Here is a 14792-nt window from a genome sequence, read left to right on the forward strand (position 1 = left end):
CGCTCGACTTGCATGTGTTAAGCACGCCGCCAGCGTTCGTCCTGAGCCAGGATCAAACTCTCCAACAAAAACTGTGGAAAAAATGTCCCGGCAGTTAAACAACTGCCAAAGGAATCACCCACCGAACTTAACCCCTAGAAAGAGGCAAGCCGGCCGGGGTATTACTTAATTGGCACTGGCTTATCAAGCACCCTGTTGAGTTCTCAAAGAACAACCACACCCGGTTGACTGCCCCGGGGCACTCGCTCAACTTTACCAGGTCTTCCTGGCCGTGTCAACCGGTTTCTCCCGGTTGGTGCCGCTTCGTCCTAGTAACCCCGCGTTCTGAGGCGCGCAGCATCGCTGCGATCCGCAGTTCGAAGGATTTGGCAGGACGGCCGGTGCGGATTTCTCCGCTGCCTCGCCCGTTTCCCTGCCGGCTCGGAAAACATTACACGCGCGTTCCCCGGGCTCCAAATCGGGTACCAGTGTCTCGCGTATGAGCAGCTCAGCGCAGGTAAACCGCCCGGAAACCGTCGGCTACCGGCTCGCAACCAAGACGCTGCGGCACCGCCAGGACGACTCAGCGATCGCCTACTGGTCGTACCGCCGCCCCCACCCCCGCCCATCAAGGGTGGGCCGACCCTACTCACAGCGCCTGCGAGATTCCTTAGGGTTGCGCGATCTCCACGTTGCCCTCGTGCACGCGTACGCGCACCAAGGGCTGGTCCGCCGCGGCCGGGCCGTGCACCACAGTGCCGTCCTCGAGGCGGAACGTGCTTCCGTGCCACGGACACACCACGCAGCCGTCCGGGGTCACGTCGCCCTCGCCGAGCGGTCCGCCCTCGTGGCCGCACCGCTCGATCATCGCCGTCACGTGCTCCCCGTCCCGCCACAGCAGCACGGGGACGTCGCCCACGGTTCGCACGACCGGCTCGCGTACGGGGAAATCGGTCAGCGCACCCACGGAAGTCCAGGTCGACGGCACCCGCGTCAGCTCGGTCGCCGCGTGGCTGGCGCCGGCGCTCCGCGCGTACGACAAATGGCCGCCCAGATAGGCACCCAGCCCGGCCACCGTCAGGCCGGCGAAGCTCAGCGCCCGTCCGGAACGCCCGCGCAGCCGCGCGACCAGGGACGCACCGTAGAGACCGACCGCGATCGCGTTCGCCGCCGCGTGCACCAGGCCCACGCGCTGCCTGTCCTTGGTGAGCTGCGACCAGTCGACCCAACCGGCGGCCACGGCGGGCGCGGCGCCTGCGGTGCCGACGGCGATCAGCGTGGTCGCCGCCTTGTGGGCGCCCGGCACCAGGTCGAGCACGGCGGCCGACATGAACGCACCCACGGGAAGCTGCACCAGAACCGGATGGAGCGGATGGCCGAGCCAGGTGCCGTGCAGGACATCCCGTACGCGCTGGGGTTGTGCCGCGGCCGTGACCGCTGCCTGCAGTTTCTCGGTCACACCGTCGAGCGAGCGGGCCTCTTCGAGCCGGTTGAGGATCTGCATGAGCAGCGGGTTCCCGCCCACGGGAGGCCGAAACGCATGGCCGGAGCACCGGTCGGGTACATCGCATTGATGGAAACCGTGGATCGGCTCGAGCGCGGCGACCACGCCTGTCTGACCTACTCCGATCCCGAGGAGCGGTCGGATCTGCTCGCCTCCTTCGTGGGCCGGGGTCTTCAGCTCGGGGAACGGGTGCTCTGTTTTTCCGCGGCGCCGGTCAGTGACGAGCTGCGGCAGCGTGGAGTGCCGGCGGGTGAGAGCGTGCTGCCGGTCGAGGAGTTGTGGGGTCCGGGTGGGACGCCGAACGCGGCCGCCATGGTTCGCCGGCTCAGTGCCGAGCGCGACCGCTCCCCACACGGGCTGCGGGTCACCCTCGACATGAGCTGGGCGGCGCGGCCGCAGGCGGGTGCCGAGCAGCTGCTCGCCTTCGAGAACGAGGTCGCCAAGCTGTTCGCCGAGGGCGGCCTCACGGCTTTGTGCACGTACGACCGGGAGGCGTTCGATTCGGTGACTTTGGCGTACGCGGCGCGGACTCACCCCCGTACGGTGACCGCGGCCGTTTATCACGAGGACGCGGTGGTGCGGATCTGCCGGCAGCACGTGCCTCCGGGGATCCGCGTCGCCGGGGAGCTGGACGTGAGCCGGGCCGGTGCCTTGAAGGACGCGCTGGCCGAGGCCGTACGGCTGGACCCGGATGTGCACCTGAACCTCGGTCACCTGCGCTCGCTCGACGACGGTGCGGCCGCGGTGATCGTGCGGGCGGCGTCGGGTCTGCCCCGCAACCGGCACATGATCGTCGTCGGGGACCGGCAGACCGGGCGGACGTTGCGGGTGGCCGGCGCGCACGGCGTACCCAATCTGAGGTTGTTGGTCCGCGACCGGTAGCGATTACCGTGCCGTTCATGAATGGCGTGATCGCACCAGGTTTCGAAGCTGTCGGTGAGGCGTTCGCGACCGATCCGCGCGGAGGGTCGGCGCTGACGATTCTGCGGGCCGGCGAACCGGTGGTGGAGGTGGTCGAGGGCTGGCGCGACGCGGCCCGCACCCAGCCGTGGAAACCGGACACTCTGGTCAATGTCTATTCGACCGGGAAGCCGGTCATCGCCATGGCGGTGGTGATGCTGGCGGAGCGCGGGCTGATCGATCTCGATGCGCCGGTGTCCGCCTATTGGCCGTCGTTTCAGACCCCCGCTTCCGTACGGCAGGTGTTGTCGCACACTTCGGGACTGGCGTCGTTCCCCGTTCCCCGCGAGGCGTCCGCGTTCGCCGACTGGGATCTGCTCTGCGCCGACCTGGCCGCGGCGCAACCGGAGTGGGAACCGGGAAAGGTGGCGGCGGAACACGCTTTGACGTACGGGCATCTGCTCGGCGAACTGGTGCGTCGCGTGGACGGCCGGACGCCCGCGCGATTTGTCGCCGAGGAGCTCCCGTACGACTTCGGGTTTGCTCTGTCCGATGCGGACATCGCCCGCTGCGCCGAGCTGGAGTTCGACCGCCCCGACTGGCCGGAACGCAACGCCGGCGAGCCCGGTTCGCTGCGGTCCCGGGCGGTCAGCAACCCGGCCGGCGCCCGCGACCTGGCCGTCATCAACAGCGACCGGTGGCGCCGCGCGTCGGTTCCGGCGGTCAATCTGCACGCCAGCGCAACCGGAGTGGCGCGTTTCTATGCGGCAATTGTCGACGGTTCCCTGCCGGCTGTCGCGGTTCCCCAGTTCGTCGGGCCCGATCTGTTCATCGGCGACGAGACCACCTGGGGTCTGGGCGTGCAGATCGAACCGGACGGCACGTGGGGGCACGGCGGTCTGGGTGGCTCCGCGGGTTATGCCGACCCGGCGCGGGGCCTCGTCATCGCGTACGTGAGCCGGCGGTTGGGCGACTTCGCGGCGCTGGACCGTATCGAGCAGGCATTGCCGCGGTAAAACCCTTATCCCCCGAGACCGCCTGCCGATTCTGACCCCTCGCGGAAGAGGGTTCATTGAAGGAGGCGGTTCGTGAGGGAGCGGTGGCAGGCAGGGCTGGTGTCTGTCATTCTCGCGGCCACCTCGCTGACGGTGCCCGCGGTCTCGGCTTCGGCCGCGCCCGCGGGCACTGCCGCACGTTCGGCCGCGCGTTTTGTCGCGGCTCCGGCCGGCACCCGGGCCATGTGGCTCTGGGGCGCCTACGACCCGGCCGAGGTGATCGCCTGGGCCGGGGCGCAGAACGTCACCGAGGTCTTCGCGTACGTCCCGTGGTCCGTAGCCACCGACGGCAGCCTTCCCCGCCTGCGCGACCTGAGCGAGCGCGCCGCGGACGCCGGCATCCGCCTGTCCGCCCTGGGCGGCGAGCCCGACTGGACCACCAACCCGGACGACGCCATCGTCTGGCGCGACGCCGTGCTGGCGACCGGCCTGTTCAGCGCCATCCACCTCGACGTGGAGCCGTACGCCCTACCGGCCTGGACGACCGACACCGCGGCCACGCAGCTCGCGTTCCTGACGTTGCTCGACCGCATGCGCGCCGGCAACCCGCTGCCGATCGAGGCCGACGTCCCGTTCTGGTACGGCGAGCACAAACTCAACAAGAAGAACTTCGCCGACGAGGTCCTGAAGCGCGTCGACGCCGTCACGGTCATGAGTTACCGCGACACCGCCACCGGGACCAACTCGATGGTCGCGGTGAGCCAGGACTGGCTGCGCCGGGGAGCCACGGCCCGCAAACGCGTACGCCTGGCCGCCGAGACCGACGCCCTGGCCGAGTGCACCTATTGCACGTTCGCCGAGGAGGGGTCCCGCAAGATGCTGAAGACACTGTCCCAGGTGGACAAGGCAACCCGCAGTTCCCCCGCGTACGCCGGAATCGCCGTCCACCGGTACGGCGCGTGGCGGGTCCTACGCCCCTGACCGCAGCGCCTCGACGAGCCGGGGAAGCCGGCCGAACAGGTCGGGAAGGCCGTGCACCCCATCGCGTACGGAATCGTGGGACAGCGCGAGGTCGGGACCGGCGCCGGCCTCGACACCGGCGAGGCAGCGCAGCAGGTTCCACCGCACGTGCCCCAGCCAGCCCCCGATCATGTAAACGAACCAGCTCGGCCCCCAGGGCGGCAGCTCTCCCCCTGCGTCGACGTAGCCGTCGAGGACCGCCTGGAAGACGGCGGGCTCGATGTCGTCGAAGCCGGGCCCCTTCGCGATGCTCAACGCCGTCGAGCCGAGCTCCCCCGACAGGTCGAGCATTCCCGAAAGCTCCCAGTCGAGCACCACCGGCCGCCCTTCGCGGGCGAGCAGGTTCCACGGCTGAATGTCCCGGTGGGTCAGCACCACGGGCCCCGGCCGCTCGCAGGTGTCGACAAATTCGGCGATCGCGAGAAACGTCCCGACCTGGGACCTGAGGTCATCGGCCCAGGGCTGCCCGGTCGCCACCGCCCGCTCGGCCAGCTCAGCCCAGTCCCGCGCCACCGGTTCCGCGCCCGGGTCGTCGTTCCAGGCGACGTCGAGCGAGTGGATGCGCGCCAGGATCTGCCCGACCTCGAACGCGTACGCCGCCGGCACGGGTTCTTCGGGCACTTTCTCACCCTCGACCCACCGGTGGACAAGCATGTGCGGCCCCACCAAGATCGGCTCCGGCATCGAAACACCGGCCGCGAAGGCCGCCCGCTCGAACCGGAACACGTCCTCGGCCCGATAGACCAACCGCCGGTCAAGGGAGTTCAGCTCCTTGACCGCGAACGCCCCTCGCTCGGTGTCGAGCCGATACATCTGGTTGGCGAACCCGCCGTGCACCCGGACCATGGGCCCGACCGGCACACCCAGCTCCGAAAGCTCCACCCCCGAAACCTAGGGCGTGCCGGTTCACGAACGCATCCGCTTTACCCGTTCAGGCCGGAGGCTCCCCGTACGCCCACCAGCCGGCGCCGCCGGACTGACAGCTGGATCCGGCCCGATCGCCTACTTGCCAGGCTCGATCTGTGAGCTGGTGACCTTCCCGTCCTCAACCTCACAGCTGAACTGCCGGAAACCGGCGTCCTTCGTGGCGAACTTGCCCGACACCGTAATCACCTTGTCGCCGTCGATCCGGAACGACGACTCCTGCCACAGCTTCTGCCACGGCGTCGGTTCCACTGCGTCGACCTCGGTCTTGCAGAGGTCAACAGCTGCGTCCTGTCGTTCCTCGAGGGACTCGGGCCACACCTTGATCACCGCAACGATCCCAGCGACCACCAGCCCGACGAGCACCCAGAAAACCAGACGACCGCGCCGGGTGCTGGGCTGGTACGGGGCAGACTCAGTCATGAATGACATCTGACCATGACGGCGTTGCGCCCGGCAGACACTGGACGGCGAAGAAACGTCGTCTTTCACGCCGAGAAACCGCGACTTCGATCCGTCGATGTTGAGGTCAGGACGCGGCGGATGCCAGGTTCGGTGTCCGCTCCAGACTCGTATCGGGTCAGCGGCGGCGGAGGCCGGCTCGGCTTGTTATGACGCGGTAGCCGTCTTCGAACTCCAGCAGCGCGCTGTTTCGGGAACCCCGGACTATCACCCGGCACGGCTGGCCGGCCCGGTCGACGCTGTCTCCGAACCACGGGACCCGGGCGTGGACTCCCGGGTACTCCAACGTTCGGTAGCGCCACCTCCAGACGTACGGGAAAGGGGTCATGGGCGGCGTTTGCGAGGGGCGGCTGAGCGCGGCGGCTCGGTGCGCATGTGGTCGCGGACCCGGGACATGATGTCGCCCAGGGACTTGACGTCCCGGTCGGGCAAGGGGTCGATCAGCAGGCGGCGGACGACCTCGATGTGGCCGGGCAGGACCTTGGCGATGCGGGCGTGGCCGGCCTCGGTGATGGTGACCAGGGTGGACCGTTCGTCGGTGGGGTCGGGGGAACGGGTGATCAGGCCGGCCTTCTCGAGCTGGCCGGCCTGGTAGGTGAGGCCGCTCCGGCTGTAGACCACGCCGTCGGCCAGTGCCGTCATGGTGAGCTGGCCGTTGGCGTCGAACAGGCGCATCAGCAGCGAGAACTGGATGTCGCTGAGGTCGCCGTCGGCCCGGAGCTGCTGCTCGACCGCATGCTGGAGCAGGCTCACCGATTCGATCAGCGCGAAGTAGGTTCCCAGCTGGTGGGGCTGAAGTCCGGGCACCGGCCCAGGCTACCGCTACGAAGTCGAAGCATCGCGGCGCGGAACACAGGCCACTCATAGATATCGCCGTCGTGCATGAGAACCCGACCGGTGGGGGAAAGAGCGTCCTGGTTCCTGGATGCATGACAAGCAAAGACATGGGACAGGGGCGGAGCCCGCCGGCCGAGACGTTATGACGGACGCAACCGGCCGACGGACCCCGCGTTGACCCGCCCGGGCGTACCGGGCGGGGTCACGGCCGCAACCACACCGCGGTGTCTCGGTGCGACTCGAGCGGCCCCGGGTAGTCGAGGCCGCGCCGGACCTGGTCCGGCAGGCGCCAGGGCTGGTGCACGGCGCCGCCCTCGACTCCCTTGAGTTCGGGTACGTAGCGCCGAACGTACACGCCCTCGGGGTCGAAACGCTGGGCCTGGCGGATCGGATTGAACTTCCGATAGGGGCGGGTGTCGTTCCCGGTACCCGCCACCCACTGCCAATTGCCCGAATTGTTCGGCACGTCCCCGTCCAGCAGCCAGCGGAAGAACCACTTCACGCCGGGCCGCCAGTCGACGCCGAGATGTTTGGTGAGAAAGGCCGCCGTGATCAGCCGGGCCCGGTTGTGCATCCAGCCCTCGGCGCGCAGCTGGCGCATGCCGGCGTCGACCACCGGCACCCCGGTCAGGCCGTCCTGCCAGTGCTGCAGCGCGTCGGCGTCGTCGCGCCAGTCGGTGTCGCCGGACGGGCGGATCGGCTCGGTCGACAGCTTCGGCACCGACAACGCGACCTGGTAGTAGAAGTCACGCCAGCACAGCTGCCGCACGTACTCCTCGGCGTCGTGCTTGACCGCGGCGTTGGCCAGTTCCAGGGGCGAGAGACAACCGAAGCGGAGGTACGGGCTGAGCCGGCTGGTGCCGTCGGCGGCCATGTCGTCGTGCAGCTCGGGGTAGGGCCCGATGTGCCGCAGCCAGCCTGCGAACAGCCGGCGCGCCTCGGTCTCGCCGCCGTCGGCCGCGTCCGGCGACTCGCCCCGGGGCAGTGTCGGCAGCCGGCCCACGGCGATCCCGTGCGGCAGTGTGATCCGGCTGGGCGTGGCGACCTCTTCCCGCCAGCCCGCCCCGCGCCAGTTGCGGTGATAGGGCGAGAAGACCCGGTACGACTCGCCGCCCCCGCCCGGCCGCAGCGCGCCGGGATCGACCACGGTCAGGCCCGGGAACAGCTTCAGCGCCATCCGGTGCCGTTCGGACTCGCGCTTCAGCTTCTCCTCGCGGCGGCGGGCGTACCGGCTGACGTCGGCCGCCATCGCGATGCCTTCGGCGTTGACCGAGCGGGCCACGTCGATCGCCTCGGCCACCGGGTCACCCATCCGGATCACCAGGTCGCCGCCCTTGTCGCGCAGCGTCGCGCGCAGGTCAGCGAGCGACTGGTGCAGGAAGCGGGACCGGTTGGCCGAGAGCTCGCCCAGCTTCGGATCGAGCACGAACAACGGCACCACCTGCTCGGCGTTGGCGCAGGTGGCGGCGAGCGCGGGGTTGTCCCGTACGCGAAGGTCGCGGGTGAACAGGACGACGGCGGTCTTCATGTCAGGCCGCCATCTCGACCGGTGTTCCGGCCCGGGTGAGCAGGCTGCGCACGGCGACGGCGGCACGGCGCCGGTTGGGAACGGTCGCGCGGCCGGCGAACACGTCGTAGTCGTTGGCCTCGATCTCGCCGAGGATGCCGCCGTAGAGCGCGTACGCGGTGCGCATGCAGGCCTGGGAGGCGGGTTCGAGCATCACGATCCCGGGGGCGGCGGCCGCGTAGTGCTCGCGGGCGACCCCGATCTCGTACCGGATCAGCTCTTTGATCTCGGGGGTGGCCTGCCGGCGGGCGAGATCGTCGCGGGTGACGCCGAAGCGGCCGAGGTGCGACTCGGGCAGATAGACGCGTCCGCGCTCGAGGTCCTCGGCGACGTCGCGGATGAAGTTGGTGAGCTGGAACGCGAAGCCGAGCTGGCGGGCGGGTTCCCGGGCGGCGGCCGGATCGCCGGAACCGAGGATCGGCAGCATCATCGTGCCGATCACGGCGGCCGAGCCCTCCATGTAGTCGAGCAGGTCGTCGTACGTCCGGTAGCCGGCGACTGTGAGATCCATCGCCATGCAGCGCAGGAACGTCGCGAAGTCGTCCACGTCGAGGTCGAAGACCGCGATGGTGTGCAGCACCGCGGGCAGCAGCGGATCGTCGACCGGTTCGCCCCGCAGACCGGCGACGAACGCGTCGGACCACTCGGTGAGTCGTTTCGCCCGCTCGTCCGCAGGAAGTTCCCAGGTTTGATCCACGATCTCGTCGGCATACCTGGTGAACCCGTAGAGGGCGTGCACGTGCCGTCTCTTCCAAGCCGGAAGGAGCTTGGTGGCCAGGTAATACGTCCGGCCGTGGCGCTTGTGCAGCTCGCGGCACCGCTCGTAGGCGGCGGCCAGATCGATGTCCACGGGACCCCTCCGGAGAAAATCGACGCACGAATCGACGCAACTTCAAAGTAAGGGTACGGTACTCCTCGTGGCACACGACACGCTCGCTGGAAACCGGCATCGGGGCATCCCCCGCCAGGGCGCGTCGCCGCACGCGCTGATACACGCCATCCACGGCACGCTGGCCGACTTCCTGGCCCCCCAGATCGCGTCCCTCGATGCGATCGATCCGGCTCTCGGCCGTTTCGCCCGCACCGCCCGCGACCTGGTGCTGGCCGGAGGCAAGCGGCTCCGGCCGGTCTTCGCCTATTGGGGCTGGCGCGGCGCTGTGGGCAGCGACGAGCCGGTCGAGCCGGCGCTTCCGGCCTTCGCCGCGCTCGAACTCATGCACACGTTCGCGCTGGTGCACGACGACGTGATGGACGAATCGGACACCCGCCGGGGCCGGCCGACCGCCCACCGCATCTTCGCCGGGCACCACCGGCAGGACGGCAGCATCGGCGACCCGGAGAAGTTCGGCACGTCGTCGGCCATCCTGATCGGCGACCTGTGCCTGGTCTGGGCCGACCAGCTCCTCGCGCGCACACCCGGGTCGCCGGCCGTGCGCGCCTACTACGACCGCATGCGCGTCGAAGCGATCGCGGGTCAATACCTCGACGTGCTGGGCGAGAACCAGCCCGGCGCCTGGTCGGTCGAGCGGGCGTTGCTGGTCGCCCGGCACAAGACGGCGAGTTACACCGTCCAGCGGCCCCTTCAGTTCGGGTGTGCCGTGGCCGACGCCTCCGATGAGCGCATCGACGAGGCGTACGGGAAATATGGTCTGGCCATCGGCGAAGCGTTCCAGCTCCGCGACGACCTGCTCGGTGTGTACGGCGATCCGGCCGTCACCGGCAAACCCGCGGGCGACGACCTGCGCACCGGCAAACCCACCGCACTGCTCATGCTCGCCCGCAAGCTCGCCACACCGGCGCAGCGGGCCGAGCTGACCCTTGACCCCGCCGGAGCCGTCAACCCCGCCGACGGCTCCGGCGGGCTGACCCCCGCCCAGGTGGAACGACGCGCCCGTGTCATCACCGAGACCGGCGCGCCCGCCCGGCTCGAGGCGATGATCCAGGAGCGGGTCGCCGACGGGATCGCCGCGCTGGCCGGCGCCCCGATCCACGAGGACGCACGCGCCGCACTCATCGAGCTTGCGGTCCGCGTGGCCCACCGCCCGGCATGATGTCCCTCCGGGAGGTACGAACCATGCGAACTGTGACAGGACCGACCGAGCGGGTGGTCGTCGTCGGCGCCGGGCTCGGCGGGCTCGCCTGCGCCCTGCATCTGGCCGCGGCCGGCCGGCAGGTGACGGTGGTCGAACGCGAGGCGGTGCCGGGTGGCCGGGCCGGACGGCTGTCGCTCCAGGGGTACGAGTTCGACACCGGCCCCACCGTGCTGACCATGCCCGAACTGATCGCCGAGCCGCTGGCCGCGGTGGGCGAGAACCTTTCCGACTGGCTCGAGCTCACGCCGCTCGACCCGGCCTACCGCGCCTACTACCCCGACGGTTCCACTCTGGACGTGCGCACCGACACGGTCCGGATGGCGGCCGAGATCGCCCGCGTCTGCGGCCCGCGCGAGGCCGACGGCTACCTGCGCTTCGTCGACTTCGCCCGCCAGCTGTGGAAGCTCGAACGCGACCACTTCATCGACCGCAACCTCGACTCGCCGGTCGACCTGGTCAACCTCAACCTGCTCAAACTGCTCGGCCTGGGCGGGTTCCGCCGGCTCCAACCAAAGATCAACAAATACTTCCGAGACCCCCGTACGCAGCGCATCTTCTCGTTCCAGGCCATGTACGCGGGACTGGCCCCGCACGACGCGCTCGCCATCTATGCGGTGATCGCGTATCTGGATTCGGTCGCCGGCGTCTACTTCCCCAAGGGCGGCATGCACGCCGTCCCCAAGGCCCTGGCCGGCGCCGCCGAGAAACACGGCGTGACCTTCCGGTACGAGACCACGGTCACCGATGTCGAGACGGCCAACGGACGGGCCACCGCCGTCATCACCGCCGACGGCGAACGCATCCCGGCCGACGTCGTGGTCCTCAACCCCGACCTGCCGATCGCCAAGCGCGACCTGCTGCCCCCGGCCCGTCCGCGACGCCTGACCTACTCACCCTCCTGCGTGGTTCTGCACATCGGATCGCGGCAGGGCTACACCAAGACGGCCCACCACAACATCCACTTCGGATCGAAGTGGCAGGGCACGTTCGACGAGGTGATCCGGCGTGGACAGCTGATGAGCGACCCCTCGCTGCTGGTCACCAACCCGACCCACACCGACCCGTCCGTGGCCCCGGCCGGGCGGCACAGTTACTACGTGCTCGCCCCCACCCCCAACCTGGAAGCCGGCCCGATGGACTGGCGCGGCGGCCTCGCCGAGCGGTACGCGTCGTCGATCGTCCGCACGCTGGAGAAGCGCGGCTACGTCGGCTTCGGCGACGGCATCGAGGTGCAGCAGATCATCACACCGGCCGACTGGCAGGATCAGGGTATGGCGGCCGGCACCCCGTTCGCGGCGGCGCACACCTTCACCCAGACCGGTCCGTTCCGCCCGTCCAACCTGCACCCCGGCCTCGACAACGTGGTCTTCACCGGCTCCGGCACCCAGCCCGGCGTCGGCGTGCCGATGGTGCTCATCTCCGGCAAGCTGGCCGCGGGCCGCATCACGAAGGCGGTGTCGTGACCGCACGCGAGTCCCACCTGGTCGAACTCGTCGACGCCGAAGGCGCGGCGCTCGGCTCGGCTACCGTCTCCGACGCCCACACCGCCCCCGGACGGCTGCACCGGGCGTTCTCGGTGTTCCTGCGCGACCCCGAGGGCCGGGTGCTGCTGCAACAGCGCGCGGCGGCCAAGACCCGGTTCCCGCTGCGCTGGGCGAACACGTGCTGCGGCCATCCGCTGCCCGGCGAGGCGGTGACGGTCGCGGCCGCCCGGCGCATGGTCGAGGAGATCGGCGTCGCCGACGTGCCGCTGACCGAGGTGGGCGTCTACGCCTACTACGCGGAAGACCCGGCGACCGGCCGCGTCGAGTACGAGTACGACCACGTCCTGGTGGGCGACCTGCCCATCGGCGTACACCCGGAACCCGATCCCGACGAGGTGGCCGATCTGCGCTGGGTCGCGGTGCCGATGCTCCTCGGTGAGATCGAGAGCGATTCCCGTCCGTACGCACCCTGGCTGCTCGGCGTGGCACAACGGCTCGCGGCATCCCCGCTCGCGGCGCATCCATCCCGGGCCGATGGCCGTTGACGGCCTGACCGCCGGGGCAGTCGCCCGCCGCCTGGGAGTGGCGGTCACCACGCTGCGCACGTGGCACCAGCGCTACGGCCTCGGGCCGAGCGAACACGTGCCCGGCCACCACCGGCGCTACACCGAGCAGGACCTCGACCGCCTCGAGGTGATGCGCCGGCTCACCGCCCAGGGGGTGGCACCGGCCGAGGCTGCGGCGTGGGCCCGCCGCACACCCCTGGACGGCGCCCCGCCCACCAACACCCGGCACGGCGGCGGCCACACGATCGCCGTCGGCGCGGCCGCCCCCGCCGCCCGCGGACTGGCCCGGGCCGCTATGCACCTGGACGCTCCCGCGATGCGCGACATCCTCGAGATGGTGGTGACCGAACACGGCGTGATCGGCGCGTGGACCGAGGTCGCCATGCCCGTGCTCATCGGCATCGGCGAGCGCTACGAGGCCACCAAACGCTTCGTCGAGGTCGAACACCTGCTTTCCCGTACGGTCACCGAGGTGCTGGGCGCCGTGCCGAGACCCCCGAACGCCGCCCCACCCCGGGTCTTGCTGGCCGCGGCCGACGAGGAACAACACACCCTCCCGCTGGAGGCCCTGGCCGCCGCCCTGGCCGAAGCCGGGGTGCCCACCCGCCTGCTCGGCGCCCGGGTGCCGCCCACCGCCCTGGCCGACGCCATCGAACGCACCGGCCCCACCGTGGTCGTGCTCTGGTCACAGACCCCCGTGTCATCCGACCCGGCCCAGCTCGCACGGATCCTCGAGGCCCCCCACCCACCCCTGCTGGTGGCGGCCGCCGGCCCCGGCTGGCCGGCCGAACTACCCCCAGGCGTGGTCCACCTCACCGACCTGTCTTCGGCCGCGGAAACCGTAGCCGCCGCCACGGCCTAGCATTTCCCCAGGTCAGAGCCCCGCCGCCCCAAACGGGATACCGGTTTGGAGGCGGGGCGGTGGATCACGTATGCTTTCCAAGCCTCAAGCGGGGGCCCGGTTGGGGTCAAAGCCAGAAGGTGTTGCAGACGTGCAATACTGGCGGAGTTGCCCTCATCGTCTAGTGGCCCAGGACGCCGCCCTTTCAAGGCGGTAGCACGGGTTCGAATCCCGTTGGGGGTACTGGTAGGTTAGCGATTGACAGTCGCTAGACTGCCGAAGCAAGAAAGAGCAAGGTCCTGTGGAGCAGTTGGAGTGCTCGCCGCCCTGTCAAGGCGGAGGTCGCGGGTTCAAGTCCCGTCAGGACCGCAACTAACAAAAGCAACATCAAGGCCAGGTAGCTCAGTTGGTACGAGCGTCCGACTGAAAATCGGAAGGTCGGCGGTTCGACCCCGCCCCTGGCCACGAGTCTGGGGCTGGATCCTGTTCGCCGAAAGCGCGAACCGGCCAGCCTCGTTCCTTTCCGCGCGACTTCGTCGCGCGAAGCGGGGGCTACGCCACCCGCACCCCCTCTGCCGCGCGCTCGCTGACCGTAGGCGAGCGATTGGCTTCGCCGATCGCCGCCAAGAGGGGTCAAAAGTGCCGACTTTAGGCGTCAATCGAGCGGCGCTCCACGGACGGCGACGTGTTGGCTCGTCGAGGCGGTGGGCTATCGCTAGCAAGCCTCGTCGATGACGAGCATGATGTTGCGGTGTTCGTCGCGGAACTCGGCCAACCAGAACTGGCTGTGCAGTGGAGCCGTCCCGTCGAAGTAGCGTTCCACCCGCTCCAGCAGCGCTTCCCGATCCGGGCCGGCGACCTCCGTCGGATCTGGGCGTACGCGTGCAAGACCCGCACGTCGGTGCGCTTGACCAGTCGGCGTAGCACCCGGTCAGGGAGTTGTGCTCTTCCTCCTCGGATATGCCATTCGACGCCGTTGTCATCGGTCCAGCGGCCGTCCTGGATCGGCTGCGGCCAGGGTTGCGCGTTGGGCCGTTCTGGTTCTGCGCCCGACTGCGACTCCCGGACGGGATAGGCGAACGAGTCGGCTTCCCGGCGTTCATGGCGCATGGTTCCCATGCTGACAGAGACGCGGCGGACCGCCTCCAGTTTTTAGGCGGGATGGCCGTCAGGCCTGACCAACGCGTGGGATGCCGGGTCACCGCGCGTCACTGAACCCAAGGATGGCGCAAAGGCGTCGACCGCTCTCCTGTTGGCCCCGGATTGTCGAACCTCTCTGTGCAGCACTTCCCTATAGGTTGACATGCGACTAGACTAGCGGTGTGACAATCCCTCTGGATGATGCTCTGCGACGCGGCGCTGCGGCTGCTGCGCGGTATGACGTGCCGCAGAAGGTGATCGATATCGGGGCGCAGAGTCTGGGTCGGATGCCGGTGGAGAAGCGTCATGTCATGGAAGTGGATGGGCTGGTGGACGCGCTCCTCATCATTGCCGAGCGGCACGGCGGCCCCCACGCGGACTGCGCGACGTGCGAAGCGATCCCGAACGGGCTGGCCGTCGTGATGAGCGTCGTCAGGACCGAGACCGATCCCGCGACACAGAACAAGCTCGGCGAATAGC

The 14792-nt window shown here is 69.5% G+C and carries 14 protein-coding genes, 3 tRNA genes and 1 rRNA gene; 11 read left to right on the forward strand and 7 right to left on the reverse strand.

Annotated elements, in window-relative coordinates; all coding sequences use genetic code 11:
* Positions 1 to 68 (reverse strand): 16S ribosomal RNA (locus JIG36_RS14100); the annotation flags it as partial.
* 581 nt (positions 69 to 649) lie between these two features.
* Positions 650 to 1504 carry a Rieske (2Fe-2S) protein gene (locus JIG36_RS14105; protein ID WP_307872711.1) on the reverse strand — a complete coding sequence of 285 codons (855 nt, stop codon included), beginning with the start codon at positions 1502 to 1504 and terminating at the stop codon, positions 650 to 652.
* Positions 1505 to 1552: 48 nt separating this feature from the next.
* Between JIG36_RS14105 and JIG36_RS14110 the strand changes: the two genes are divergently transcribed.
* The 3 genes from JIG36_RS14110 (at position 1553) to JIG36_RS14120 (ending at position 4359) form a co-directional block, all read left to right on the forward strand.
* A complete protein-coding gene (locus tag JIG36_RS14110; protein ID WP_203376728.1) occupies positions 1553 to 2365 on the forward strand; it encodes an MEDS domain-containing protein in 813 nt (270 codons plus the stop codon).
* A gap of 17 nt (positions 2366 to 2382) precedes the next feature.
* Positions 2383 to 3399 carry a serine hydrolase domain-containing protein gene (locus tag JIG36_RS14115; RefSeq protein WP_203376730.1) on the forward strand — a complete coding sequence of 339 codons (1017 nt, stop codon included), beginning with the start codon at positions 2383 to 2385 and terminating at the stop codon, positions 3397 to 3399.
* 99 nt (positions 3400 to 3498) lie between these two features.
* Positions 3499 to 4359, forward strand: a complete 861-nt coding sequence (locus JIG36_RS14120; protein ID WP_203376732.1) for a hypothetical protein — start codon at positions 3499 to 3501, stop codon at positions 4357 to 4359.
* Here JIG36_RS14120 and JIG36_RS14125 read toward each other — a convergent pair.
* The 5 genes from JIG36_RS14125 to JIG36_RS14145 form a co-directional block, all read right to left on the reverse strand.
* Positions 4348 to 5280, reverse strand: coding sequence for a phosphotransferase family protein (locus JIG36_RS14125; protein ID WP_203376734.1), 933 nt, complete (start codon positions 5278 to 5280; stop codon positions 4348 to 4350). The two genes, JIG36_RS14120 and JIG36_RS14125, sit on opposite strands and share 12 nt — an antisense overlap.
* Positions 5281 to 5400: 120 nt before the next feature.
* Entirely contained in the window at positions 5401 to 5745 is a 345-nt protein-coding gene (locus JIG36_RS14130) for a hypothetical protein (protein WP_203376736.1), read from the reverse strand.
* A 363-nt stretch (positions 5746 to 6108) separates the two neighbouring features.
* Positions 6109 to 6591 (reverse strand): MarR family winged helix-turn-helix transcriptional regulator, encoded by a 483-nt coding sequence (locus JIG36_RS14135; protein ID WP_203376738.1) that lies wholly within the window; start codon positions 6589 to 6591, stop codon positions 6109 to 6111.
* Between the two features lie 232 nt (positions 6592 to 6823).
* Positions 6824 to 8149: a cryptochrome/photolyase family protein gene (locus JIG36_RS14140; protein WP_203376741.1), complete on the reverse strand. Its 1326-nt coding sequence runs from the start codon at positions 8147 to 8149 to the stop codon at positions 6824 to 6826.
* 1 nt (position 8150) lies between these two features.
* Entirely contained in the window at positions 8151 to 9038 is an 888-nt protein-coding gene (locus JIG36_RS14145; protein ID WP_203376743.1) for a phytoene/squalene synthase family protein, read from the reverse strand.
* A 67-nt stretch (positions 9039 to 9105) separates the two neighbouring features.
* Here JIG36_RS14145 and JIG36_RS14150 point away from each other — a divergent pair, with 67 nt between their 5' ends.
* The 8 genes from JIG36_RS14150 (at position 9106) to JIG36_RS14185 (ending at position 14791) form a co-directional block, all read left to right on the forward strand.
* Positions 9106 to 10239: a polyprenyl synthetase family protein gene (locus JIG36_RS14150; RefSeq protein ID WP_203376745.1), complete on the forward strand. Its 1134-nt coding sequence runs from the start codon at positions 9106 to 9108 to the stop codon at positions 10237 to 10239.
* Positions 10240 to 10262: 23 nt separating this feature from the next.
* Positions 10263 to 11744 carry a phytoene desaturase family protein gene (crtI, locus tag JIG36_RS14155; protein WP_203376747.1) on the forward strand — a complete coding sequence of 494 codons (1482 nt, stop codon included), beginning with the start codon at positions 10263 to 10265 and terminating at the stop codon, positions 11742 to 11744.
* Complete coding sequence (gene idi / locus JIG36_RS14160; RefSeq protein WP_203376749.1) at positions 11741 to 12310, forward strand: isopentenyl-diphosphate Delta-isomerase; 570 nt, start codon at positions 11741 to 11743, stop codon at positions 12308 to 12310. The genes crtI and idi overlap by 4 nt, the downstream gene beginning before the upstream one ends.
* Positions 12300 to 13193, forward strand: a complete 894-nt coding sequence (locus JIG36_RS14165; RefSeq protein ID WP_203376751.1) for a MerR family transcriptional regulator — start codon at positions 12300 to 12302, stop codon at positions 13191 to 13193. Before idi ends, JIG36_RS14165 begins: the two co-directional genes overlap by 11 nt.
* A gap of 149 nt (positions 13194 to 13342) precedes the next feature.
* Positions 13343 to 13415: transfer RNA gene (locus JIG36_RS14170), tRNA-Glu, on the forward strand.
* A gap of 52 nt (positions 13416 to 13467) precedes the next feature.
* Positions 13468 to 13541, forward strand: a tRNA-Asp gene (locus tag JIG36_RS14175).
* 22 nt (positions 13542 to 13563) lie between these two features.
* Positions 13564 to 13637 (forward strand) — tRNA-Phe (locus tag JIG36_RS14180).
* An 857-nt stretch (positions 13638 to 14494) separates the two neighbouring features.
* Positions 14495 to 14791 carry a hypothetical protein gene (locus JIG36_RS14185; RefSeq protein ID WP_203376753.1) on the forward strand — a complete coding sequence of 99 codons (297 nt, stop codon included), beginning with the start codon at positions 14495 to 14497 and terminating at the stop codon, positions 14789 to 14791.
* Position 14792: the final 1 nt, after the last annotated feature.

Origin of the sequence: Paractinoplanes ovalisporus (genome assembly GCF_016834655.1) — a bacterium.
Classification (GTDB): Bacteria; Actinomycetota; Actinomycetes; order Mycobacteriales; family Micromonosporaceae; genus Actinoplanes; species Actinoplanes ovalisporus.